The sequence below is a fragment of the Chryseobacterium sp. C39-AII1 genome (assembly GCF_039672645.1).
Taxonomy (GTDB): domain Bacteria; phylum Bacteroidota; class Bacteroidia; order Flavobacteriales; family Weeksellaceae; genus Chryseobacterium.
Genome location: NZ_JBDFPQ010000001.1, coordinates 571,306 through 594,610 on the forward strand (window position 1 = coordinate 571,306; position 23,305 = coordinate 594,610).

Genomic DNA, 23,305 nt, shown 5'->3' on the forward strand with positions numbered 1-23,305 from the left:
AAAAGTTTTGCATGAAATTCCTTATGCAAATTCCTATTATAATTATATAAAAAATCTGTAATCATATTCTGTACTTCCCACGTTATTAACCAGTTTTCCAATTCTAGCAATCTCATTTGATGAAAATATTGTTGCTGGCAATTGGGAATACATATTTAAAGAATTCCAATTCATTTTAGATAATCCTAAAATCTCGTTAGAAATTTGTTCTAATGAGCTATTGCCATAATGTCTTATTATTTTTAATGGTTTTGGGATGTACCTACCACCAGGATAAAAATTATAATACTCATTTTTTACCGACGGAATAATTCCGTGAGTCCATAATAATGCTGAATAACTTGTTAATTGAATACAAGTGCCTCTAGCGATGGAATAACCGTCAATTTCTGTTTTCCCATTTTTAATTTTACTAGAGACATATTTAACATCATCTTCAAAATTTATTTCAATTAAATCGACATTCTGAATATTGGCATTTTCTAGAAGACTATCGCAAATTCCATCTCTTTCTTCTTTGGTAAAAAATGTCCTTTTATGAATTACGACCCGTCTCGGCATTTCGTTCATGGATTCATAAAACAAGTTGATAATGGACCTCCCAAAATCATATGCATCATCATATGATAGATGAGGTTTTTTATCTCGCCATTGAATTTTATCATTACTTAATTTTGAGAGCTTATATTTTAATCCTTCTCCATTTGATGTGTATAAATGACTACAACCTAAAATTATTGGATTGTTTTTATTGAATTTATCAACGCTGTAGCCTATTCCTGCAAAAGCCGTATCACTTGTGGAGTTCTCTACCAGCCAAGGCGTTCTAAATGATTTTACATAAAATGACAATGAAAGCCACCATATAACTTGGCATTCTTGTTTTTTATCTAACAATGTCCTTTCTGTTATAAATTGAGAAGTCAAACCTTTCTCAGCACAAAACGCTTTTATATAATCATGAAGGTTAAACGATTCATATTCATTTGAAAAGGAAGTATATTTTAACCATTTGTCTGGAATAAATATTACAATTACCTTTTGAGTTGTCGATGCACCTATCCTTAAAATTTCGGAACAAATATTTTCTTTAATTCTATTTGAAACACCTTTTATATCACTAGATAGTTCTAAATCTTCGATTTCTCTCCAATCAGACGAATTTATATTTGGGATTTCCAAATCCACATTATATACATCATCAAATCCTTCATAATCAATTAAATATCTTTCTTTAGGATTGTTAACAGGTATTTTTGTATTTAATTTGCTTAAAAAATTGTTTAATTTTTGAGAATATTCAGAAATACACAATACTGACATTTTTATCTGCTTATTCAAAAAGTGATCAATCCCAGTCTCATAAGGTTTATGATTAACCAAACCCTTCATTGGATGAGGTTCTAAACATCTTTTCCCGCCATTATTTGAGCTAAAAATCAAATTTGGTTCTCTAAATTTAACACCTCGATATCTTATCAAATGAGATGGAATATTATGAGCCTCATTATTACTCTTTGTCAAGTCATCAATCAATGTAAATACTGGATTTTTTTTGATTTTAAAAGCAAAGCCTGAATTTGAATTATTTGGGAAATCAAATTCGTTAGAATTTTTGAATAAAATTTCTCTCCATTTTGAAACATACTCATTGAATTTACTATTCCAAATTTGATGAAAATATTCAAGACCTATTGCGTGAATTTCATCTTTAGAATCAACATGAAAATCTGGATTTAAAGTAATATATACTTGATTAGATATAATCTCAATGTTTAAACGAATTGCGCTGTATACTTTATGTCCTCTAATAAATTTAAAGTCATTTTCACTCCATAATTTTCTATTATTATCTGTGTTTAATTTATTTTCTAAAGAATAGTACTTACAGATCGCTGAAAGAAATAGGCAAATCAGGTTATTAGAACTGTTAGTGATTTCGGTTATAGGTTTTCTAACTAGCTTTGTTTGAATAAAAGAACCAAAGAGCTTACTTATATTCTCTGCAACACCAAGACTCCATATTTGGTTGCCAATAGGAACTGCTGCAATTCTCTTTTCAGGTAAAATGTTTTCATTTAAAAAATCCCATGTTTTTCCTGTAATTGTGTGTTCAAAAACGTAAACTTCTTTTGGAAATTCTATTGGGAAAAAATTGCTTTTTAAAACAGTGTTGGTTTTTTTAGGCATAAGATTAAATGGAATTGATTCAATTTTCTTTGAATCATCTTTAACAAGTGCCTCAAACTCATTATAGATTTGTACATTATCACTTAGTAATAATTGAGCAATTTGATAGATAGCATTATCAAATCCTTCTGTAGCAATATAGAAGGCTCTCGTTTTTCTTTCATTTGCAGAAAGGATTAGGTCTTTGACTACCTCACTTTTGTTTTCTTTATACCCACACCAATATAATCTCCCTCCACCATCTTTTGAATATAATTCTCGCAGAGTATTCATTAGAGAATGATCCCTACCACTGTAACCAAAAACAATAAGATGTTTATCCTTAAGATACTCGATCATTTTTTCTCTAAATACTTCATCTTGAGTCTTTAACTCACTTTCAGTATTTTTTAAATCTCCAAACTTAAAATCTCCGTGAAGCTTTAGAATTGGCAATTCACTACTATTTTGAGTACGATTGATAATTCTAGAAGTATTTTCTAACGTTATATCAATTGATTGAAATCGCTGCGATATACATGCGTCTCTCATTAAATCGTCAAAATTAGTTGTCCAAATAGTATCAACAAAACCTGCTTTTGCTAATAATGCTGTCGCTTTGTAGCCAATGGAAGGTTGGGCATTAGAACAAATTTTCTGAAAATATTTTCTTCGATCTTCGTTGATGGGAAAACATTCATTTGCATAAAAAGAATACTCAATTTCAGATCCATTAGGAGGAAATCTCCCTTGATTATTAAGCCAATTTTGTATTATCTCTTGATTTTTTTTATTCCTAAAGTTTTCAATTAGTTCACTTGAGATATTATTGGTAGTCTGATAAATCATTTTTTTCCACTCCCAAATACAATCATAAGCTGATTGAATTCCGGAGGTTATTGAACTACCCGCACCTAGCAGAAAAGCATATTTGTCATTTTTTGAAATAATCAATGACCTTTTAAACTTATCAAAATCTAATTCCATCGTTCAAGTTTTTTAATTATTAGTTTAGTTTTTAAATTTCAGTGCAAGCTTGAGTATTTAAAAGGCTCAACCTGTAGTTGAGCCTTTCTTATGAAAAAGTAATTATCCCGAATTACTTATATTTATTTGCTGATAAGCTTCTCAAGCCTATCCATCATTTCATCCTTCTCTTTCAGCATTCTTTCATACAAAGCAATCTTTTCTTCGTGCAATTGTATTAATTTATCAATAGGTTGAAATACTGGATTATGATTGTAAACAGCTCCATTATCATTATTGGTAATAGTGTTAGCAATTATATTTATTGCAGCCTGTTCATCAAAATTCTGAAAAGCCTCTACAGGAATTTTAAGAGCTTTAGAAATTGCTTTCAATAGATCATCTTCTATAACATCTTTTTGCTCCAACAGAGAAATTTTCTTTTGATTCCATTCTTCGCCCAAGTCAAATGCCAAAGCCTCCTGCTTTATGCCAAGCATTTCTCTAAAGCGTTTCACATTTCTCCCTTGATGTATTTTCTGTTCCATAGCGGTTATCACAATTTAAAGGCTTAAAGATAAAGCCATTTCTATTAATTCGTCTGAATTGTAAAGTTAAAAAATTATCCTGTAAAATATCCCTTCCAACGGATATTTTATTCGCCAAAAGAATAGATTATTCATTGGCAACAATAGAATTTAGTTCTCACATTTTAAAACCTATTCTTATGAAAAAGATGAAATTATCTTTGGAGACGAGTTTCTGGGCAATCGATGAAATTGTAGATCCATTTAAGCTGATCAATGCTTTCTTCAACTATTGTACAGTAGATATTTATAAAAATACACTCAGCGAGATTATGCTGTATGTAAATAAAGCAGAGGTCTGTAATAAAGAACGTCCGGGAGATCTTTTTGATTTTCATAATGCTGTCAGATCATTTATAAGATGTGCGTATCTGCTAAACTTCAAAGTTAAAAGATGGGAAGTAAAAAAAGCTCCCGAAGAATGGCAGATCATAAATCAGGGATCTTTAAATAAAGAAGAATATCAAAATCCATTTCTTGTATTTGAAAAAGCATTTGAATGCAAAACACTGGAAGAATATGAGTTTTTCCTTAATGAAATTGTTCACGTATCGCTTTCACCTTATAAAGAGGAATTTGATTACGATCTGACTACTCCGCACATCTACCTTGTTAAAATGCTGGATGCAGCGCAGGTAATGAGTGAAAGAGGTCTCAAAAAGATCAAAAATAAAAAATCGTAAATCCTGAATAATTTATTCCTTCTTGGAATAGATTATCCCTCAGTCCTTTTTCAATTTTACTAAAGATAAAATTGTTGATATGAAAACTAACACACCCTTTACTAAAGAGAAACAACTTGTACATACAAAAGAACAAGCTGAAATTGCATTAAATATTCTGGTTCAGAATTCGCAAGGACAAGATCTTGAATTAGGTATATTCCGCCTTCTTGACCAACTGAATAATCCCAGACTTACAGAACTGCTCGATAGCTATCCTGATTTGATTCAAGAATACGAATTGGAGAAATTGTTATCAGGAAAGATTGAGGTCAAAGATGCAAGCAGGCAGGATGTCAAGACGGCAGGATTGCTGTCCTGCCTTTTATTACTCATTCATTTTTACTTTGACAAGGATCAAGGTAATTTGAATAAATGCAATGTCGATGATGTGTCTCAATTTGATAGCATAAATTATATAATGAATGCAATCTCTTCCGAGGAATGTATTAGTGAGCTATTCCTACTAATATTATCAATAGTAGGAATCGATTACTTTAAGAAATATCAGGAAAAGATGAAAGACCCTGATTTTGTATTGAAACAAACAGTAGGATTTGACAACGACCCTGAAATGAATGAGCATATTGATATGATGGTATGGTTTGCCTTGGTTCGTTTATTTATTGAAGCTATATTTATATACTATGATAGTGGTTTTGAATCTAAAAACATTCAGCTATGAAAACACCAAATAAATCTCAATTTTCAATCCTCGCCAATGAGTTTATTGAAAATACACTAGAGCAAATTATTAAGGATTATTCCATCGTTCAGGTATTCTTTCGGAAAGAAAAGCATTCAACTCGATCACACATTTTGGTTCAGCTCAATAAATTTACTGATGTAGCAAAATTGCGTTCAAAAAGATGGGTGAAAGAATTTAGAGATCAGTATGAAGTTTACTTTTATTTCATTGACTATTCGAGATTAGAATATCAATTGTCAAAAGGTCATCCTTTCATAGAGTACCATTGCCAGCAATCTTCGATAATCTATCAAAATAAAGATTCAAGATCATCAATTTTCAAAGATAGGATTTGGAACAAGTACAAGAAGAAATTCAACCGATATGAAGATGCGTTTCACCATGATCACGAAATTCGTAGGGTAAAAATTGAAAGACTTATTGCTGAGGATTCATATAACAGTGTTTTTACCTCTTTCGAAGAACTGATCCAATATGACTTAGAGTATTTAGAGGAACTACATAGCGGAGACAGGACAAGTGACTTTAATCTGAATCAAAGGATAAATCAATTGTTGATTTATATTCCGGAACTTCAATCCTATTTTGTCAAAAAGAATCCATGGGAATATTTTATAACTGAACTTTTTGCAAAAGTAAAGAAAGCGATTGACGAAGATGATATCATTTACAACACAGAAATGTTTGAATCATTACGAATCATCGAGGATTCGCTGTTTACATTTATTGAAGCTCGATTCTACGAATTGAAACATCTGATCAAAAAGCAATATGATAAAACTTATACGGTTGGTCAGGATATAATCCCAATAGACGAGTATCGAACAGATGAAATACTTGATAAGGCAATTGACAGAATCCTGACTTTTACAGAACTGGAACAAATATATTTCTTTCATAAAACAATCTATGGAGAAGTGACAACCTACTATTTACTTTTGATTGGCTTGAATGTGAATAATGAAAAAATAAAAGCCATTACTCATTCTTTGACGAGTATGTTTGGAAAAGAGTACAAATTTTTATTGGTCGGACACGATCGGTATTGGATTCAGAAGAATCTATATCAATATCAGAGCTTTTTCGTTTTCATTATGCAAGGCAAAAATTTGGTCTATTCCTCGGATCAACATCATCCAGAGCCACATTGGGAGACGCCTCATCAACCACAGCACCATGACTTGCATTTCCATTACAAGAGCACATTAGAAAGTTCATTGCAGTTTTATAAATTGATTGATGGAAAAGAAGAAAATTATCAAGGTGTAGATAATCTCTTCGCATTATTTCTATTGTCCTTTTGCAGAACTTTTATCTACATAAAAACATTTTATCTACCTAATTATATGACCAGCGAAGCCCTTTGGCAATTATGTATCTACGCCGATAAGGACATATATAAGTACAACTATCTTTTTGAGCAATTTTCCAGCAATATATTTTCTTTTACTGATTACAATATGAGCGTGCATCACAGTATAGCAAAAGTTGACACAGAGAAAGCAAATTGTATGAAAATGATTGTAAAAAAGCTGATGAATGAACTCAAAGAAACTGTTGTTGATGGTAAATTACTAGATAGTTTTAAGATGAATTTAATAGTTGAAAAAACTATTATTTGAGCTTATATTAAATATCATTTCAGACCATCAATAGAGATATAAGATAGCAAGAAACTTAAAACAATAAACAAATATGAATATAGATATTTTAACTAAAGAAGATCTCCAAGAATTTAAAGTAGAATTACTGGAAGAAATTAAGAAATTGATCGATATCAAAGGTTCGGAAAAGAAATCGTGGTTACGATCTACGGAGGTCAAGGAACTTCTCAATATTTCTACAGGAACATTACAAAACCTTCGTATTAATGGAACTTTGTCTTACACTCGTATTGGAGGCACGTTATATTACAAGTATAGGGACATCGAGCGGCTACTAGATAATAAATCTTGATATTATCTCATCCTCTCAAATTTTTTCAATGCTATTCAAATTGGATATCAGTAAATTATTATCAAGCAAATGAATTACAATAAACATTTAACAGCCTTCTATGGTAAAGTAGCTCAAGAAAACTCATTAAATCCTACTCACTTAAGTCTCTATATGGCTTTGTTTCAATTTTGGAATTTCAACCGATTCAGGAATCCAGTTAGTATCCGTCGGGATGAGGTTATGCGAATTAGTAAGATTTACTCAAAAGCAACCTATCATAAATGTATAAAGGATTTAGATTTCTTAGGATATTTGGACTATCACCCCTCATATAATCCCTTTACAGGTAGTCAAGTCTATATGCATGATTTCAGTAATGAACAAAAACACAAATTAAAGAAAGAGACTAAATAAGATTTCAAAAGAAGGTATGTAATAGATATAGACTAACAAAGACTATTGATGCCAATATATATCAAAAATTTAATGTTGGGATTTCTCTGAATTATTTTTAGGGAAATTCTGCATTTATGTCTAAGGCAAAAGAAATCAAAAAAATACCAATAGAGGAAGTTATCGAATATTTCCGCTCTGAAGGTATGGAGCTTTCGAAAGAAGAAGCTGAATTGGTAATGGAGTTTCTTTACAACCTTACATTAATGGTCATTAAAAAGTATTTTTATTCTGAGCAGAAATGATACTCCGTAGTGGAATATCCAACTGATGAATCTGAAATTCTATTATTTGACCATACTTAATAATATTCCACAGAATTAAATTTTAAAATTATGAAAACAGCAGATTTATATATACGTGTATCGACAGATGAGCAAGCGGATAAAGGCTATTCCCAAAGAGATCAGGAAGAACGTCTCAGACGTTATTGTTCACAAAATAATTTAACTGTAGGAAATGTTATTTATGAAGACCATTCTGCAAAATCTTTTAACCGTCCAGAATGGAAAAAGCTTCTTACTGAACTTAAGAAAAAAGGTTCTAAAACCAATATTATTTTGTTTACGAAATGGGATCGTTTTAGTAGAAACGCAGGTGATGCCTATCAAATGATAAGCATCCTCTCAAAGTTAGGTTTGGATTTACAAGCCGTTGAACAACCGCTTGATCTTTCGATACCTGAAAATAAAATGATGTTGGCTATTTATTTGGCTGCGCCCGAGGTTGAAAATGACAGAAGAGCACTCAATGTATTTTATGGAATGAGAAGAGCTGTCAAAGAAGGGCGAGTTATGGGAAAAGCCCCATTTGGTTATGCGAACAAGATTACCGAGAATGGTAAAAAGTACATTGCAATCAAAGAACCCGAAGCAACAAAAATGAAGTGGGCATTTAATGAATTGGCTAAAGGCATCTATGCAAGCAATTCTATAAGAACAAAAATTAATGAGTCTTTGAGAAAAGGTGTCAGTAGAACATCTTTTCATATAGCCATTCGTAATCCGATTTATTGCGGTAAAGTATTTGTTCCAAAACACAAGGATGAGGAAGCCTGTTTTGTTGAAGGTCAACATGAACCATTGATCAGTGAGGAACTTTTTGACAGAGTGCAAGAGATATTGGATGGAAAGAAACGACCTCAAAGACCAAACACAAAAATCACTGTTCAGGAAAATTTTCCACTTCGTGGATTTTTAACGTGTCCCAACTGTGGGAAAACACTTACCGCCAGTGCTTCAAGAGGTCGAAATAATAGATACTATTATTATCATTGTAATTCTATTTGCGGATTCAGAGAAAGAGCAGAGATCGTCAATAAAGTTTTTGAAGATGGATTAATGACATTAGAAATGAATACACCAGTTAAAAAATATCTTAAAAAGCTTTTGACCGAAAACTATCAGAACTTCATTAGCGATCCATTAAAAGAGAAAAAGAAAATATCTGACGAAATTGATACTTTAAATAACAAACTATCCTTTGCTCGAAACAAGTTTCTTAGTGAGATAATTGATGATGATGAATATTTGGAGATTAAAAGAGAATGTAAAGAGCAAATTTCAAAGTTAGAAGAAAATCTTAATAAGAGTTCAGTACCACAAATTACCAATATAGATAAACTGCTCGAACAAGCCTTAGAGACGCTTCAAAATATCGGAAAACACTATCAAGGAGCGGGAATTGAGACAAAGCGTGCAATAATTGGTTCGATATTTCCTGAAAAATTGGAATTTAACGGAAAACATTATCGAACCGCCCGAATTAACTCAATCGCATACCATATCTTTCAGATTAATAATGACTTAGATTGTATAAAAAAAAAGAGAAACGATCAAAATGATCATTTCTCCTTGAATGTAGACTCACAGGGATTCGAACCCCAGATGACTGAACCAAAATCAGTAGTGTTACCGCTACACCATGAGTCTGTATTTCTGTTCCGCGAAATTAGAAAATTTATTTTGAAAATAAAAATTTAAAGTTGAAATTAATCAATAAAAATTTCATGAAATGCCTTTGTTTATTGATATTCAAAGAATTATTTTGTGAATATTTTTTCGAATGAAAGCTATATTTTTAGGTTCAGCTAATTAAAAGACTAAATATTTAGCAATAATCTTATAAGTAAATTAACTTATAATTCTTTCCAGTTTTTCTTTTTCAAAAAAATCAAATCAAATAAAAATCATATCTTTGCAAAAAATTGGGCTCCAAAAGTTGGAGAAACCCATTAATAACATATCCTGAGCTTTAGCAAAGGATTATTAAACATTTTTATGTCGAATATTGTCGCAATCGTTGGGCGTCCCAACGTAGGAAAATCCACGTTATTTAATCGTTTATTAGAAAGAAGAGAGGCTATTGTAGACTCTACTGCAGGTGTAACCAGAGACCGTCACTACGGAAAATCTGACTGGAATGGAGTAGATTTTACCGTAATCGATACCGGGGGGTATGATGTAGGAACGGATGATATCTTTGAAGAAGAAATCCGTAAGCAGGTACAATTGGCTGTAGATGAGGCAACTTCTATCATTTTTATGATGAACGTGGAAGAAGGTCTTACCGATACAGATTACGAAATCTACAGACTTTTAAGAAGATCAAACAAACCTATTTATATTGTTATCAACAAAGTAGATTCTTCAAAAGAAGAACTTCCCGCAACGGAATTCTATCAATTAGGAATCGATAAATATTATACTTTATCTTCTGCAACGGGTTCAGGGACAGGAGATTTGTTGGATGATATTGTAAAAGATTTCCCAACAACGGAATATAAAGATCCTTTCGAAGGATTGCCAAAAATCACAATCGCAGGTCGTCCGAACGTAGGAAAATCTACAATGACGAATGCTTTGCTTGATGTGGAAAGAAATATCGTAACAGATATTGCGGGAACTACAAGAGACAGTATTCAAACGCTTTACAACAAATTCGGGCACGAGTTTGTATTGGTAGACACAGCCGGAATGAGAAGAAAATCTAAGGTAAACGAAGATTTGGAATTCTATTCTGTAATGCGTTCGATCCGTTCTATTGAGTATTCTGACGTGGTAATTATCATGGTTGATGCAACGCAGGGTTGGGAATCTCAGGATATGAATATTTTCGGTTTAGCTCAGAAAAACAGAAAAGGAATCGTAATCTTGGTGAATAAGTGGGATTTGATTGAAGACAAGGAAACCAACACAATGCGTGATTTCGAAAAATCAATCAAAGATAAAATCGGGCAATTCCAAGATATTCCAATTTTATTCGTTTCAGCATTAACGAAACAGCGAATTTTAAAAGCTGTTGACATGGCGATGAAGGTATATGACGATCGTAAGAAGAAGATTAAAACTTCAAAACTAAACGAAGTGATGCTTCCGATTTTCGAAGGAACGCCGCCGCCAGCAAATAAAGGGAAATACATTAAAATCAAATATTGCGTACAGCTTCCAACGCCGTCGCCACAGTTTGTATTCTTCTGTAATTTACCGCAATACGTAAAAGAACCATACAAAAGATTTACTGAAAACCAATTGAGAAAAGAATTCGGGTTTACCGGAGTTCCAATTGAAGTATATTTCAGACAAAAATAATTTACAATCCCTTTTAGATTTTTCTAAGAGGGATTTTATTCTTAAAATATTAATAATTTTGGATTATTGAAAACTTTGAGAGCTTAGCTAAGTAAAACGCCTTTGTGAACTTAAAAACGAAAAGTAGTCAAAAAATCTTTGTGTGCTTTGCATTAAAAAAATATTCAAAATTAAATTTAAACTTAAAAAAGTTATTTCAAAATAATGAATACAGTCGTATTATCAGAACAATTTTCTTTAGTGAATACTTGGATTAATGAACTAAGAAACGTTGACATTCAGCATGACCGAATGAGATTCCGTAGAAATATGGAAAGAATCGGGGAAATTGCAGCTTTCGAAATCAGTAAAGGTTTAGAGCAGAAAGAAGTCGAAATTCAGACGCCTTTAGATACTATTAGAGTGAAGGAAATAGCTGTTCAGCCCGTTATTACTACTATTTTAAGAGCTGGAGTTCCTTTATTTGAAGGTCTTTTAAATTATTTTGACAGAGCAGATTGTGGTTTTGTAGCGGCTTACAGAAAACACGATGCGAACGATTATTTTTCTATCAAGCAAGATTATTTAACTTGCCCGAATATCGAAGGAAGACCTCTAATTGTAGGAGATCCGATGTTGGCAACCGGAGCTTCTTTAATTGAAGCGATCAAAGATTTGTTAACCAACGGAAATCCTTCTCAACTTCATATTGTAGCTGCAATTGCTTCAAGACAGGGGGTTGAAACGATTGAAAAAGCATATTCAAATGCAAAAATTTGGGTAGGAGCCATCGACGAAAGCTTAACTTCAAAAGGATATATTACACCTGGTTTGGGTGATGCGGGAGATTTGAGTTATGGTGAAAAATTACAGAGATAATTTATTTTTAATATAACGATTAAAGGCTGTATTCATCTTGAATATAGCCTTTTTTTATGTTTAGTGATTGGTGAGTTTTGTTTTGAAAAATAGAATATAATTTTTTTATTGTTAAATTATATTAATGATTTTTCATTATATGTTGAATTATATTTAATGTTTTTTGTATATTTAACTGTTGAATTTTTTGATTCAATAATAATAACCAGAAAAAAACAAAAATTCCATGAAAACATCAATCTTAAGCCTTATTATAGGCTCAATTACTCTGTGGTCTTGTACCAACGACAAGAAATCAACACCGGAAATACCAGATGATCTCGTAAGAAAACAAGCTTTTAAAAATCATTCCGATTCTATTCCTAAAGATCGAAAAGCTTTCTTTCAGCTTAATGCCGATTATCCCCGCACACAACCAAGCGTTGGATTTAAATTTATTAATGAATTTAACCAACCCATCACGGTAGAAAATGCGGAAACTTATGTGTCTAAAATGAAAGAATATGCATCACCCGTCATTACAAAAATGATTAACGAAAAAGATAAATTTAATGCTAAAGAAGTCGGGTGGTTTCATGAGCCGTGGATGGGAAGTCAAAGAGATCCTATTATGGGTACCTATCCTGGAAATCCTAATGGTAAAGGAACTTTTAAGCATGTTGATAAAAATCAGGAAGGGTTTGTGCTGGTAATGTATGATCCGACGGCGGCTTTCACGATCGGGGAGGTTTTTGATAAAAACGGAAATGTTCCGCTAAAAATAGATTCGTCTTATTTTAAAAGTACTCAGCCTATTAATAATTTTATTAGTATTGATCTAAATAAAGATAAAGGTCAGTTCAAAGAAGGAGCTGTGATCGTAAAATTTGCTTTCTCTGAATTGAATGGCAACGATTGGGATGCGATGAAGGATGCTCCGCTTTTTACACTCTATAATCAGTTGGAAGGTCAAACGAATTATAGTTATCGAAATGTAAGCTTATTTCAGATAGATGTTGTGGTAAAAGACTCTAAGGCCGCTCCCGACACGGGCTGGGTTTTTAGTACTCTCGTTTACGATAAAGATGTTAAGTCGAATAATATTCTGGATAAATTTGTTCCGTTGGGAGCAATGTGGGGCTTAGATCCGGATGTTTCCACAGATTTTGCATCGGTAGAAAAACAGAATGTAAAATTAAAACAAACCTGGGTTAATAATAATGCGCCTTATTACAGCCGAGAAACGCTGGGTTGGGGTGGAAGGTTAAGCGGTCCGAATGACGGAAGTGTAATGTTGAATGGTAAAGTCGTAATTGTGAATAAAGAAAAAAAATCAAGAACGGTTATAACTTATCCAAGATTACCGATGACCTCTTGTATGAGCTGTCATTTGCCATCGCAACAGAAGTTTTCTTCGTTTTTACTTCCGTCGCCGGATAAAGGGGCAACTTTCTTTAATTACAACACTCCGGAATTCCTGCGTTACAATAGAAATTTGAAGGGCGAAAGTTTTGATACAGGTCAGTTTTCTTTTGATTATAATATGGCGATGAATTTTAAATCAATGAATCAATATCTTGCTTTTCTAAATACTTATTATAAATCACAAAACAATAATGATTTAATGAGAGGCAATAATGCAGTTGTTGAATACAAAGATGATTTTGAAACTTTCAGAATGAAAAAAATAGATAAGTAATTATCATGATTTGGAAGTAATTTTAAACCTCAATTATTAAAATTGAGGTTTTTTTATTTACAATTATTCATCAACAGCCATCACCAAAACACTTACTTTATTTTCTCCCGATTTTAAAATTTCCCAGGCAATTGTTGATAAAGTATTTCCCGTGGTGAAAACATCGTCGATTAGTAAAACATGCTTTCCCGTAATATTTTTAGTAATTGAAAACGTGTTTTCTGTTTCCAGTCGGTGCTTTTTATCCTTTAAAGCTTGAGCTTTTGAATAATAATTTCTTTTTATTAAATCATGACTGAAAGGAATTTCATAAAACTTCGACAGTGTTTCTGTGAATAAATGCAATTGATTATAACCTCTTTCTTTTAATTTTTTCGGATGAAGCGGAACAGAAACCAATAAATCTGGTTTGTCGTTTTTAAAATTGAGATTTTCTATTGTCCATTCGGCTAAAGTTTTCCCAATTTTTTCGCGACTTTTATATTTTAATTCATGAATAATTTTCCTGCTTAGATTTTCTTTTTGAAACTGCATTAAGGCAAATGTATTTTCTACAGGAAATAGTAATTTGCATTTTTCTTTGATAAAATTATTTTCAAAATAATCGAAATGAGTGAAATGAATTTGTTCATAACAAAGATTGCAAACAAGAAAGTCAGCTTCAATAATTCGGTTGCAGTGAAGGCAACGATTCGGAAAGAAAATATCTAAAATCATTTGTGTGTTTTATGAAACTAAATATAATGATTTTGAATAGAAATAGTAGTGTTTTTAGATAAAAAAATAAGTTCATATCTTTGAATATGAGTTTGATTTTTGAAAAGCAGATAACGGTAACGGAGGATCATATTGACAGTAATAATCATGTAAATAACGTTCAATATGTTCATTGGATGGAAGAAATCGCAGGAGAACATTGGGATTTTGTAAAACATAAAACCAATTTTCCTAATGATATCTGGATGCTTCTCGATCATCATATTCAATATAAAAAGCAGGTCTATTTAGGAGATATTATCACGATAAAAACGTATCCAAAAGCTCCGGAAGGAATTCGCCAACCAAGAAAAGTGGAGTTTTATTGTAACGATCAGTTGGTGGTCGATTCTTTAACGCTTTGGGTTTTTATTGATAAAGAAACACAGAGAATAAAACGACTGGAAAGTAACTGGCTTGATAAGTTGTAAAAACTTAATCGAAGTTTAAGCTTTTTCTTTGGTAAGCTCTTTTATCATATCTTTGTACTATGATACGTATTACAAAAATTTTTACATTCGAAACGGCGCATGTGCTTTATAATTACGACGGAAAATGTAAAAATATGCATGGACATTCCTATAAACTGTTCGTAACAGTGAAAGGAAAGCCTATAAATGATTTGGAGGATCCCAAAAACGGGATGGTGGTAGATTTCGGTGATATTAAAACGATCGTGAAATCTGAGATTGTAGATGTTTGGGATCATGCAGTGCTTATCAATGCACTTTCTCCACACAAAATGTTAGGAGATTCTCTTGAAGAGCAGGGGCATAAAGTGATTTATTGTACCTTCCAGCCGACATGTGAAAATATGTTGTATGCCATTGCTTCAAAAATAAAATCAAGACTTCCTGAAGGAATTTCTTTGGCTTATCTTAAACTTCACGAAACTGAAAACTCCTACGGAGAGTGGTTTGCAGAAGATAATCAGTAATTTAGAAAAACTCAGACGGTGTTAAAAACGATCATTAATCTAGAACCTGGAAAAAAAGTATATTTTGCTTCAGATCAGCATTTTGGTGCGCCTAATCCGAAGGAAAGTAAAGTGCGTGAAGAACGCTTTATCCGTTGGATGGATGAGATAAAACATGATGCTCAGGTCTTGTTTTTAATGGGGGATCTGTTTGATTTCTGGCATGAATGGAAACATGTAATTCCCAAAGGTTATGTTCGTGTTTTAGGTAAAATTGCTGAACTGAAAGATCGCGGAATTCACGTTTATTTTTTCGTAGGAAACCATGACCTTTGGATGAAAGATTATCTGGAAGACGAAATCGGATGCACGGTTTTCTATAAAAAGCAATATTTCGAAATGGGCGGGAAGCAGTTTTTGCTGGCTCATGGTGACGGTTTGGGACCAGGCGATAAAGGATATAAAAGAATGAAAAAAGTCTTTACAAATCCTGTTGCGCAGTGGTTTTTTAAATGGATTCATCCGGATATTGCCATGAAGATCGCTTTATATATGTCTCAGAAAAATAAAATGATTTCAGGAGACGAAGACAAAGAATTTTTGGGCGAAGACAAAGAGTTTTTGATTATTTATTCGAAAGAAAAGCTGAAAACAGAGAAAATCGATTATTTCATTTACGGGCACCGACATCTTCCTATGGTTTTGGATTTGGATGGAAAAGCGAAATATGTAAACCTTGGAGACTGGATTTCTTATTTCACGTATGGTGTTTTTGAAAGCGATTTTGAATTGAAAACATTTGGCGAAAACACAAAAAAAATTACCCCATAAAGAGGTAATTTTCGGATGAGTTTGAAATCACCCTGTTTTTAATCCATATTCCGATTTTGTAATTGCAAGAACCTGACCAAATTTTTAATTTTACTATTAAAAAATCATTAAAAAAACAACGCTCTTTTGTAAATGTTTCATTTTGAATCATTAAAGAGTTTAAAAAAATAATTTCATCTTGAAAAATATATTCGACATAAAGACAGAGCATGACTTTTTGGCTGCCTCGTTGATGACATTTCGCTATCAGTATGACAATGTTGAAGTATATAAAAAATTTGTTGACTACCTGAAAATCAATCCCGAAGAAGTGGATAGCTTGGCTAAAATTCCGTTTCTTCCCATTGAAATGTTCAAAAATCATCAGATTTTAGATAAAAATGTGACTTCCGACTTGTATTTTCAAAGTTCGGGAACGACACAGATGAATTTGTCTAAACATCACATTGCAGACGAGAATATTTATCAGGAAAGTATTTATAAAAGTTTTGAACAGTTTATCGGGAAACCTGAAGATTTTATCTTTTTGGGACTGCTTCCGAGTTATCTGGAAAAACAGCATTCTTCCTTAATATATATGGTAGATTTTTTGATGCAAAAATCTGCCAAGCCGGAAAACGGATATTTTCTTTACAATCACGAAGATTTATTTAAACTTTTAGATGAATTAAAAGATAAAAAAGTCATTCTTTTCGGAGTTTCATTTGCCTTATTAGATTTTCTTGATTATTGCAACTCAAACTCGTCAACATTCCAACATTCCAACACTTTAACGATAATAGAAACTGGCGGAATGAAAGGCAGGAAAGAAGAAATGACAAAAGACGAATTGTTGAAAATTTTGCAGGAAGGTTTCAAAACAGATAAAATTTATTCCGAATATTCGATGACGGAATTGCTTTCTCAGGCTTATTCTTTAGGTGAAAATATTTACCAATGCCCGAATTGGATGAGAATTTTGGTAAGAAATGCTGAAGATCCTTTTAATTATGAACAGGAAGGAAGAACGGGAGCGATTAATATTATTGATTTGGCTAATATTCATTCGTGTTCGTTTATTGCAACGCAGGATTTGGGTAAAACTTTCGGAGATCAATTTCAGGTATTGGGAAGAATTGATCACTCTGATATTCGTGGCTGTAGCTTATTAGTGAGCTAATGGGTTTGAGTGTGGGAGAGTTTTAGAGTTAGTTGTATTAAATTTTGCTATCATTTGCTGAGTGAAACGCCCTTGCGAACGAAAAATATTCAGAATATTTTAAAATAAAGTCTTTGCGATCTTCGCGTTAAAAAAAGTATTTCGATTAAAGAATCATGTTAAAAATAGAAGAATTAGTTCATGCATTCATTCATTCTCAATGTGATTTTGAGAAAGAAATGATACTGACTAATCATTTTCAGGCAGATTGGGAAGCTGATATTTTAATTATTGACTCTGAAGGTTTCAGTCATGAAATTGAAATTAAATTATCTAAAAGTGATTTTAAAAATGATTTCAAAAAGTCATATACAAATTCAAATACGGGCGAAAAGTTTTTAAAACATGATAAAATTTCCTGTGGAGATTATGTTTGCAATGCCTTCAGTTTTTTGCTGCCGATGGGAATGGTGGAACATAATATGATTCCGGATCATTGCGGGATTATCGAGTTTTATCACAATGTAGATTCCTGGGAAACGGAATTTTATTTAATCCGAAAACCCAAACGCGTTCATGAAGATTCTTATTGGAAGCTGAACGATAAAGATCTTTTCCTGAGAAAAATGGCATTGAATCTCCTACAAAGAAAAATGGAAATTAAAGGTAAGCATGAAGAATTGATCTTCAAAAATCCGTTTGATATTAAAAAGCTAAAGTAAATCCTGTCAGTTGATAGGATTTTTAATTAATATCATTAGCTTAGATTGGTATTATTATTGAAAGAAATTTTATTATTTCCTTTTTTCTGTTTGAAAATTTAAAAGTCTGATTAATGAAAAAGTTATTGAGTGTTGTTTTTGTGTCTTTTATTTTTAGTGTTCATTATGCTCAGGCTTCAAAAAAAACGATTAAGAAAGTTTTGCCTTGTTACGATCTTCATGAGGTTTTAAAAGTACAGGCAACGCCGCTTTATCAGCCGCACCTTAATGCTTCTAAAAGTTTTGGGGTTCAGCTTTTAAAAGATTCTAAAGCAGTTCAGAAATATATCAACAACGGAAAATTTCACAAAATAAAAAAATCAGGAAAAGGATATAAAGTTCAAAAGTTGGATTACAGCCGAGCGTGGATGGTTTCCAAAGCAAAAGCTACGCTTGAAAATATGGGTTCCCGATTCAGCAAAGAAACAAAAGGGCATACATTCACAGTTTCTTCTATTACCAGAACGCTGGAAGATCAATGCAGATTGCGACGCGTAAATTCAAACGCTTCTTTGGGCATCAGTTCTCACAATTACGGAAATTCTTTTGATATTTCTTATGTACGTTTTAATGATGTCTTGCGATACAACCCGAAAATGGAAATTGCATTGGAGAAAGTTTTAAAGCATTATGCGAGCATCGGTAGAATTTATTACATCAAAGAAAAGCAACAGAGCTGCTATCATATTACGGTAAGGAATTATTAATTTAAATTCAATTTAGCGTGAATAGTTGCACACATTATTAAGTTTACATAATTTTATGCAACTAAATTTACCGTGCAATATGACAACATTAAACAGAGATGAATTTTCACGCGCAGTTTCCGAGTGGATTGCTGTTTCAGAAAGATATCAGGAGGTTGAACGCCTGATTCCTACCAGTAATATTTTCGAATTTGATGCAGATCAGGTTCAATGGTTAAAAGATAAAAACAAATGCAACGAGTTTTGTGCAGAAGTAGGAGTTTATGACGGAAAACTGATCCTTATTTTCTGCCCGCTTGATGAGAGAGGTTATAAGATCGATCAGGACGAATATGCCTTCAGTAGATTGGCACAATGTAGCGGCGACATCAGATTGGTAGAAACCAAGCAGTATACGGTGGTAAAACATGCCGTTCTTTCGAATGATCTTCAAAGAATAGACGACAATTCAAACACATATTTTCCAGTGGCGAATGTTCCGGTTTTGGAGCAGGATAAAGTAGTTGCTGCTATTGAAAGCTGGAGAAATGAGGGTATGGATTGGTTCTACAACGAATCTAAAAAATACGAGCAAACAAAACAAAGAAATATTTTTGAAAGATTCTATGTGCCTTTTGCGGATATATCTTCATCAGAATCAGGGAAAACTTTAGACAAAGTAATTTGCTCTTTCGGGCTTAAATATTCTGCTATTTTTCAACAAACTTTGGTAACGCTTATTTTCATTTCTTATTACAAAGAAGATAAGTTGGAAAATGGAGTGGGAGCTAGTGTAGAAATGATTTCAAATACTTACGATTGGTCGAGACCTTGTCCGCCGATTTGTAAGCTTTAAATTAAAATGTATAGCTATTTTATAACAACTTGGGGAATTACCAACTTTCTACTTCTTGCGGCTTGTATTGTGGGAGGTATAAAGTATTCATCATTAATAAAAGAAGAAAAGCAATATAGCCTTTATATTGCTTTTCTTTTTATCATAGAGGCGGTTACGAATGTACTCACGCAGTTTTTTCATTTTGAAGACACCTCGTTTTTGTACCCAATATACATTGCAGGAGAATTTTTTCTGCTGACAACCTTATTCATCCGAAAGCTCAATTTATCTAAAATTGGAGTTTTTGTAGCGTCTTTCATTACGCTGGCTTTTTTAATCGCTAAATATGGCTTCAATTTTCCGCAGAACGGAGATATTGTAAAAGTAGTTTCCAATATCGTGGTTATTTGCCTTTCTGGTTTTGTGTTGTTACAGGAAATTAAGGGCAGCCATCGAAAAAACCGTTTTCTGTTGGTAGATGCCTGTATTTTTTTCTATTACGCCGTATCTGTTTTTATATTTATCATCCAGAATCAGATCGCCAATTTAAAAGAAGATGATTATTACCTGCTTTTAGGAACCAATAATATCTTATCGAGTATTTTATATTGTTCAATTATTTATACGTTTTTAAAATTAAAGAAGTAACCTTAAATATCAATCTGCTTATTCTGATAATTGTAACCCTTGCAATTATCGTATTTTTTATATTGATGGGCTACAGAACGTTTGTAACCAGAATATTGAAAGAAAAAGATGCTCAGAATTTTGCTGAAATTCAGCATCAGAAACAATTGGCTTTAGAAAACATTAAAGTTCAGGAAGATGAAAGAAAAAGAATCGCAGTTATGATTCATGATGATATCGGAAACCGATTGAATATCTTATCTTTATGGCTGAATAATCTGGATACGAAAGGCGACGAGCAGATTAAAAAAAATATTTCCGGGCAGATGTCTTCTTTAATTGATTCTGCAAGAAGTATTTCGCACTCTTTGTATCCCGTGAATCTGGAATCGGTAGGCTTGGTTTTATATATTGAAGAATTAATTGCCAATTTATCCAACAGAATTAATATTGCTTTAAGCGTAAGTCCGAAATTTCAGAGAAAAAATAAATTTATTGAAGTTCAGCTTTACAGAATCATTCAGGAGTTTACAACCAACGTTCTGAAGCATTCTAAAGCAACCAGAATTTGGATTTATATTAAAGATAATCAAACCCACCTGTCGGTAATTATTTCAGATAACGGACAAAGTTTTGAATATGAAGCCGTAAAAAAAGGGATGGGCATCAAAAATATAGAATCCCGCATCAAATCGATGAACGCACAACACAAATGGAAAAATATTATAGATAAAGGAAGCCGTTTAATCATAAAAATTCCATACAATGAACTCCCAAATCAAGATAGCATTAATTGATGACGAGCAACTGATCCTCGAAGGGGTGAAAATGCTATTGTCTACCGAAAAAAACATTTCAGTAAGTCTTACCTCCAATAACGGGCCTGATTTTATTGAAAAGTTAGAAACATTATCTCCCGAAGAATTTCCAAATATTGCCCTTGTAGATGTGCAAATGCAACCTATGAATGGTTTTGAATTGGTAGAAATTCTCAAAGAAAAGTATCCCGATCTTAAGATCATTATTCTGTCTTCTCATTATAAAACTTCTATTTTAGGATATATGGTAAAATTGGGCGTTTCTGCTTTTTTACCTAAAAATTCCGACAGAAAAACATTTATTGATGCCATTACCATGGTGTATAAAAACGGAGTTTTCTTTACTCAGGAAGATCACCAGATGCTGTTTTCTTACATGAACAGTTCTACAAAGAAAAGATCTTTATTCGAAATGGAAGATGAGCTTTCAGAACGTGAAAAAGATGTCGTAAAGCTGATCTGTCAGGAGTTTACCAACAACGAAATCGCTGAGAAGCTCTTCATAAGCCCAAGAACTGTAGAAAGTCATAGGCAGCGTGTTTTAGAAAAAATAGGCGCCAAAAATACCGTAGGCATTGTGATCTACGCAATAATTAATAATATTTATTCTATTTCAACAAAAATATAAATCCGTAGAAATACGGATTTTTTTATTTGGTACTTTTTACGCTATTCCGTCTTTTTTTTTCATCGTTACTTTGAGGTGTTGATAAAGTATGGGCTTCAGCTTTGAAGTCTAAAAACCACAAAGCATGAAAAATAATATAATTTCGGTTGGTATTTTCTTTGACGGTACAGGCAATAATGGTTTGAATGCTATTTCACCACAAAAACCTTATAGAAATAACGAAAGCTATTACGGAGCCACAACCAATATTTTTAAACTTTTTGAATTATTTAGCGGAAATCATAAAATATACATCGAAGGAATCGGAACTTTAACAGGGTCCGAAGACAGCGATTTTGCAATGGCAACTTGTAAAAATCCAGTAGGATTTATAGGATATTCTTCTGATGATAAATTATCGAAGGCGTTTGCGAAACTTCAGGAAATCGTGCAGGACGAAACGCAAGAATATCAGCTTTTTGTTTACGGATTCAGCAGAGGAAGTATGTTGGCAAGAACATTTTGCTATGAATTGTTACAGCCAGATTCGAAAATAAAAATGAATTTTAAAATTAAATTTCTGGGCGTTTTTGATACGGTGGAATCTACTCCTTTCAATCATTATAAAGTCAATGTTTTACCGGAAGTGGAAAAAGCAGTTCATATTTGTGCTGTGAATGAATGCCGATATTTTTTTCCGTTGACAGGCTTTTTCGAAAATTCAAAAGAAATGGTTGACACTTTGCAGAACGAAGGAAATTCTGTGCATAAAGAAATTTTCGTTCCTGGAGTACATGCAGATGTTGGTGGTGGTTATTTAACGGCTTCGCAATCGGTTTATATTTCTGCAAACCATCAGAGAGACAGTTCGGTTATTAATTATATTGAAAATATCAGGCAGAATACCAAAGATATTTATGGCAACAGAATCTGGAATCATCCTCTTGAAAATTATAAAATAGAGGAAGGAACATTTTTTTCTCAGGGATATGTTGTCCGAAATTTGGTTTACAATGATTTATCAAAAGTTTACGGTAAACTAATGGCCGCTGAAACAAATGCTGTGGAGGCTGTTTTTAGCATAGATTTTAACGAAACAAATTTCGAAATAGATTCATCGAAGCATCCATATTTAATTCAGCTTTCAGAAGAGCTTGAACAATATATTTCAATTTTCTCAAAGGAATTGAGACCGAATTATGATGAAGAAAAACTCTCAAATTATACTCACATTTCCGCCAATTTCGGGATGTATCCGAGTACATTGCTGAGAAGTTATGAAGGTTTGATGGATGCGGAGCTCATCAACAACGGGCTGAATGTACCAAGCAATGCACAGGGCGATCTTGTGAATTCGGTGGGCGCCAAGCTTCATTCAGAAGTACATTTAATGGAAGATTCCATTATAGATTACGCTTACGGCACCAATATCCCTAATAATGATAGCTGGAGCCGTACCATATTGAAAAACGAAAATTTATATAATAAATGTTAGTATTTTTTCAGTTTTAAGTTTAGGTTAAAGAGTCGTCGGTCAGGGCGATTCTTTTTTTTGTTTAATTAAATAGTAAAGCTTATAAATATTGTTATCTGTCTTAACCTAAAACTTGAATAGGTAGAATTACTTAAATCTTAAATTGGTGATTTATACTGTTTT

Annotated in this window: 22 protein-coding genes, 1 tRNA gene and 1 pseudogene; 20 read left to right on the plus strand and 4 right to left on the minus strand. The window is 32.6% G+C overall.

Annotation, left to right across the window (positions count from 1 at the left end; translation table 11 throughout):
• Positions 1 to 42: 42 nt before the first annotated feature.
• On the minus strand, positions 43 to 3,156 hold the full coding sequence (locus tag ABEG63_RS02370; RefSeq protein ID WP_346582692.1) for an SIR2 family protein: 3,114 nt from the start codon (positions 3,154 to 3,156) through the stop codon (positions 43 to 45).
• Between the two features lie 122 nt (positions 3,157 to 3,278).
• On the minus strand, positions 3,279 to 3,683 hold the full coding sequence (locus ABEG63_RS02375) for a helix-turn-helix transcriptional regulator (protein ID WP_346582694.1): 405 nt from the start codon (positions 3,681 to 3,683) through the stop codon (positions 3,279 to 3,281).
• Between the two features lie 179 nt (positions 3,684 to 3,862).
• On the opposite strand from ABEG63_RS02375, the gene ABEG63_RS02380 reads away from it, so the two are divergent.
• The 6 genes and pseudogenes from ABEG63_RS02380 to ABEG63_RS02405 form a co-directional block, all read left to right on the plus strand.
• Positions 3,863 to 4,405: a hypothetical protein gene (locus ABEG63_RS02380; RefSeq protein WP_346582695.1), complete on the plus strand. Its 543-nt coding sequence runs from the start codon at positions 3,863 to 3,865 to the stop codon at positions 4,403 to 4,405.
• A gap of 79 nt (positions 4,406 to 4,484) precedes the next feature.
• Positions 4,485 to 5,129, plus strand: coding sequence for a hypothetical protein (locus tag ABEG63_RS02385; protein ID WP_346582697.1), 645 nt, complete (start codon positions 4,485 to 4,487; stop codon positions 5,127 to 5,129).
• Positions 5,126 to 6,775 (plus strand): hypothetical protein, encoded by a 1,650-nt coding sequence (locus tag ABEG63_RS02390; RefSeq protein WP_346582699.1) that lies wholly within the window; start codon positions 5,126 to 5,128, stop codon positions 6,773 to 6,775. The genes ABEG63_RS02385 and ABEG63_RS02390 overlap by 4 nt, the downstream gene beginning before the upstream one ends.
• A gap of 73 nt (positions 6,776 to 6,848) precedes the next feature.
• Entirely contained in the window at positions 6,849 to 7,109 is a 261-nt protein-coding gene (locus tag ABEG63_RS02395; RefSeq protein WP_346582701.1) for a helix-turn-helix domain-containing protein, read from the plus strand.
• Positions 7,110 to 7,621: 512 nt separating this feature from the next.
• On the plus strand, positions 7,622 to 7,789 hold the full coding sequence (locus ABEG63_RS02400) for a hypothetical protein (RefSeq protein ID WP_346582702.1): 168 nt from the start codon (positions 7,622 to 7,624) through the stop codon (positions 7,787 to 7,789).
• 90 nt (positions 7,790 to 7,879) lie between these two features.
• Positions 7,880 to 8,815 (plus strand): annotated as a pseudogene (locus ABEG63_RS02405) (recombinase family protein); the annotation flags it as partial.
• 589 nt (positions 8,816 to 9,404) lie between these two features.
• Here the strand turns inward: ABEG63_RS02405 and ABEG63_RS02410 are convergent.
• Positions 9,405 to 9,475: transfer RNA gene (locus tag ABEG63_RS02410), tRNA-Gln, on the minus strand.
• 348 nt (positions 9,476 to 9,823) lie between these two features.
• Between ABEG63_RS02410 and der the strand changes: the two genes are divergently transcribed.
• The 3 genes from der (at position 9,824) to ABEG63_RS02425 (ending at position 13,670) form a co-directional block, all read left to right on the plus strand.
• Positions 9,824 to 11,134, plus strand: coding sequence for a ribosome biogenesis GTPase Der (gene der / locus ABEG63_RS02415; RefSeq protein ID WP_267401886.1), 1,311 nt, complete (start codon positions 9,824 to 9,826; stop codon positions 11,132 to 11,134).
• 204 nt (positions 11,135 to 11,338) lie between these two features.
• Entirely contained in the window at positions 11,339 to 11,992 is a 654-nt protein-coding gene (upp, locus tag ABEG63_RS02420) for a uracil phosphoribosyltransferase (protein WP_346582704.1), read from the plus strand.
• Between the two features lie 226 nt (positions 11,993 to 12,218).
• The gene (locus ABEG63_RS02425; protein WP_346582705.1) at positions 12,219 to 13,670 is read left to right on the plus strand and encodes a hypothetical protein; all 1,452 of its coding nucleotides are present in this window, start codon (positions 12,219 to 12,221) and stop codon (positions 13,668 to 13,670) included.
• A 63-nt stretch (positions 13,671 to 13,733) separates the two neighbouring features.
• Here the strand turns inward: ABEG63_RS02425 and ABEG63_RS02430 are convergent, their stop codons facing one another.
• Positions 13,734 to 14,387, minus strand: coding sequence for a phosphoribosyltransferase family protein (locus tag ABEG63_RS02430; RefSeq protein WP_346582707.1), 654 nt, complete (start codon positions 14,385 to 14,387; stop codon positions 13,734 to 13,736).
• 86 nt (positions 14,388 to 14,473) lie between these two features.
• Here ABEG63_RS02430 and ABEG63_RS02435 point away from each other — a divergent pair, with 86 nt between their 5' ends.
• The 11 genes from ABEG63_RS02435 to ABEG63_RS02485 all read left to right on the plus strand — a co-directional run bounded on the left by ABEG63_RS02435 (position 14,474) and on the right by ABEG63_RS02485 (position 23,143).
• The gene (locus ABEG63_RS02435) at positions 14,474 to 14,857 is read left to right on the plus strand and encodes a thioesterase family protein (RefSeq protein ID WP_312388834.1); all 384 of its coding nucleotides are present in this window, start codon (positions 14,474 to 14,476) and stop codon (positions 14,855 to 14,857) included.
• A 59-nt stretch (positions 14,858 to 14,916) separates the two neighbouring features.
• Positions 14,917 to 15,363: a 6-carboxytetrahydropterin synthase QueD gene (queD, locus tag ABEG63_RS02440; protein ID WP_267401881.1), complete on the plus strand. Its 447-nt coding sequence runs from the start codon at positions 14,917 to 14,919 to the stop codon at positions 15,361 to 15,363.
• Between the two features lie 18 nt (positions 15,364 to 15,381).
• Entirely contained in the window at positions 15,382 to 16,173 is a 792-nt protein-coding gene (locus tag ABEG63_RS02445; protein WP_346582708.1) for a UDP-2,3-diacylglucosamine diphosphatase, read from the plus strand.
• A 178-nt stretch (positions 16,174 to 16,351) separates the two neighbouring features.
• Positions 16,352 to 17,332, plus strand: a complete 981-nt coding sequence (locus tag ABEG63_RS02450; RefSeq protein WP_346582710.1) for an acyl transferase — start codon at positions 16,352 to 16,354, stop codon at positions 17,330 to 17,332.
• 155 nt (positions 17,333 to 17,487) lie between these two features.
• Positions 17,488 to 18,033, plus strand: coding sequence for a hypothetical protein (locus ABEG63_RS02455; protein ID WP_267401878.1), 546 nt, complete (start codon positions 17,488 to 17,490; stop codon positions 18,031 to 18,033).
• A 113-nt stretch (positions 18,034 to 18,146) separates the two neighbouring features.
• The gene (locus ABEG63_RS02460; RefSeq protein WP_267401877.1) at positions 18,147 to 18,779 is read left to right on the plus strand and encodes a DUF5715 family protein; all 633 of its coding nucleotides are present in this window, start codon (positions 18,147 to 18,149) and stop codon (positions 18,777 to 18,779) included.
• 79 nt (positions 18,780 to 18,858) lie between these two features.
• Positions 18,859 to 19,614, plus strand: a complete 756-nt coding sequence (locus tag ABEG63_RS02465; protein ID WP_267401876.1) for a hypothetical protein — start codon at positions 18,859 to 18,861, stop codon at positions 19,612 to 19,614.
• A 6-nt stretch (positions 19,615 to 19,620) separates the two neighbouring features.
• Positions 19,621 to 20,244, plus strand: a complete 624-nt coding sequence (locus ABEG63_RS02470; protein ID WP_312388818.1) for a hypothetical protein — start codon at positions 19,621 to 19,623, stop codon at positions 20,242 to 20,244.
• A 65-nt stretch (positions 20,245 to 20,309) separates the two neighbouring features.
• Positions 20,310 to 21,020 carry an ATP-binding protein gene (locus ABEG63_RS02475; RefSeq protein WP_346582712.1) on the plus strand — a complete coding sequence of 237 codons (711 nt, stop codon included), beginning with the start codon at positions 20,310 to 20,312 and terminating at the stop codon, positions 21,018 to 21,020.
• Entirely contained in the window at positions 20,989 to 21,669 is a 681-nt protein-coding gene (locus ABEG63_RS02480) for a response regulator transcription factor (RefSeq protein WP_346582714.1), read from the plus strand. The genes ABEG63_RS02475 and ABEG63_RS02480 overlap by 32 nt, the downstream gene beginning before the upstream one ends.
• A 124-nt stretch (positions 21,670 to 21,793) precedes the next feature.
• Positions 21,794 to 23,143: a DUF2235 domain-containing protein gene (locus ABEG63_RS02485; RefSeq protein ID WP_346582716.1), complete on the plus strand. Its 1,350-nt coding sequence runs from the start codon at positions 21,794 to 21,796 to the stop codon at positions 23,141 to 23,143.
• The last annotated feature ends 162 nt before the right edge of the window (positions 23,144 to 23,305 follow it).

Coding starts and splice junctions, on each gene's coding strand:
- ABEG63_RS02395 (WP_346582701.1), top strand. CDS start 6,849: ATGAATATAGATATTTTAACTAAAGAAGATCTCCAAGAATTTAAAGTA.
- upp (WP_346582704.1), top strand. CDS start 11,339: ATGAATACAGTCGTATTATCAGAACAATTTTCTTTAGTGAATACTTGG.
- ABEG63_RS02435 (WP_312388834.1), top strand. CDS start 14,474: ATGAGTTTGATTTTTGAAAAGCAGATAACGGTAACGGAGGATCATATT.
- ABEG63_RS02375 (WP_346582694.1), bottom strand. CDS start 3,683: ATGGAACAGAAAATACATCAAGGGAGAAATGTGAAACGCTTTAGAGAA.
- ABEG63_RS02480 (WP_346582714.1), top strand. CDS start 20,989: ATGAACTCCCAAATCAAGATAGCATTAATTGATGACGAGCAACTGATC.
- der (WP_267401886.1), top strand. CDS start 9,824: ATGTCGAATATTGTCGCAATCGTTGGGCGTCCCAACGTAGGAAAATCC.
- ABEG63_RS02430 (WP_346582707.1), bottom strand. CDS start 14,387: ATGATTTTAGATATTTTCTTTCCGAATCGTTGCCTTCACTGCAACCGA.
- ABEG63_RS02370 (WP_346582692.1), bottom strand. CDS start 3,156: ATGGAATTAGATTTTGATAAGTTTAAAAGGTCATTGATTATTTCAAAA.
- ABEG63_RS02380 (WP_346582695.1), top strand. CDS start 3,863: ATGAAAAAGATGAAATTATCTTTGGAGACGAGTTTCTGGGCAATCGAT.
- queD (WP_267401881.1), top strand. CDS start 14,917: ATGATACGTATTACAAAAATTTTTACATTCGAAACGGCGCATGTGCTT.
- ABEG63_RS02465 (WP_267401876.1), top strand. CDS start 18,859: ATGACAACATTAAACAGAGATGAATTTTCACGCGCAGTTTCCGAGTGG.
- ABEG63_RS02460 (WP_267401877.1), top strand. CDS start 18,147: ATGAAAAAGTTATTGAGTGTTGTTTTTGTGTCTTTTATTTTTAGTGTT.
- ABEG63_RS02455 (WP_267401878.1), top strand. CDS start 17,488: ATGTTAAAAATAGAAGAATTAGTTCATGCATTCATTCATTCTCAATGT.
- ABEG63_RS02425 (WP_346582705.1), top strand. CDS start 12,219: ATGAAAACATCAATCTTAAGCCTTATTATAGGCTCAATTACTCTGTGG.
- ABEG63_RS02385 (WP_346582697.1), top strand. CDS start 4,485: ATGAAAACTAACACACCCTTTACTAAAGAGAAACAACTTGTACATACA.
- ABEG63_RS02470 (WP_312388818.1), top strand. CDS start 19,621: ATGTATAGCTATTTTATAACAACTTGGGGAATTACCAACTTTCTACTT.
- ABEG63_RS02390 (WP_346582699.1), top strand. CDS start 5,126: ATGAAAACACCAAATAAATCTCAATTTTCAATCCTCGCCAATGAGTTT.
- ABEG63_RS02485 (WP_346582716.1), top strand. CDS start 21,794: ATGAAAAATAATATAATTTCGGTTGGTATTTTCTTTGACGGTACAGGC.
- ABEG63_RS02475 (WP_346582712.1), top strand. CDS start 20,310: ATGGGCTACAGAACGTTTGTAACCAGAATATTGAAAGAAAAAGATGCT.
- ABEG63_RS02400 (WP_346582702.1), top strand. CDS start 7,622: ATGTCTAAGGCAAAAGAAATCAAAAAAATACCAATAGAGGAAGTTATC.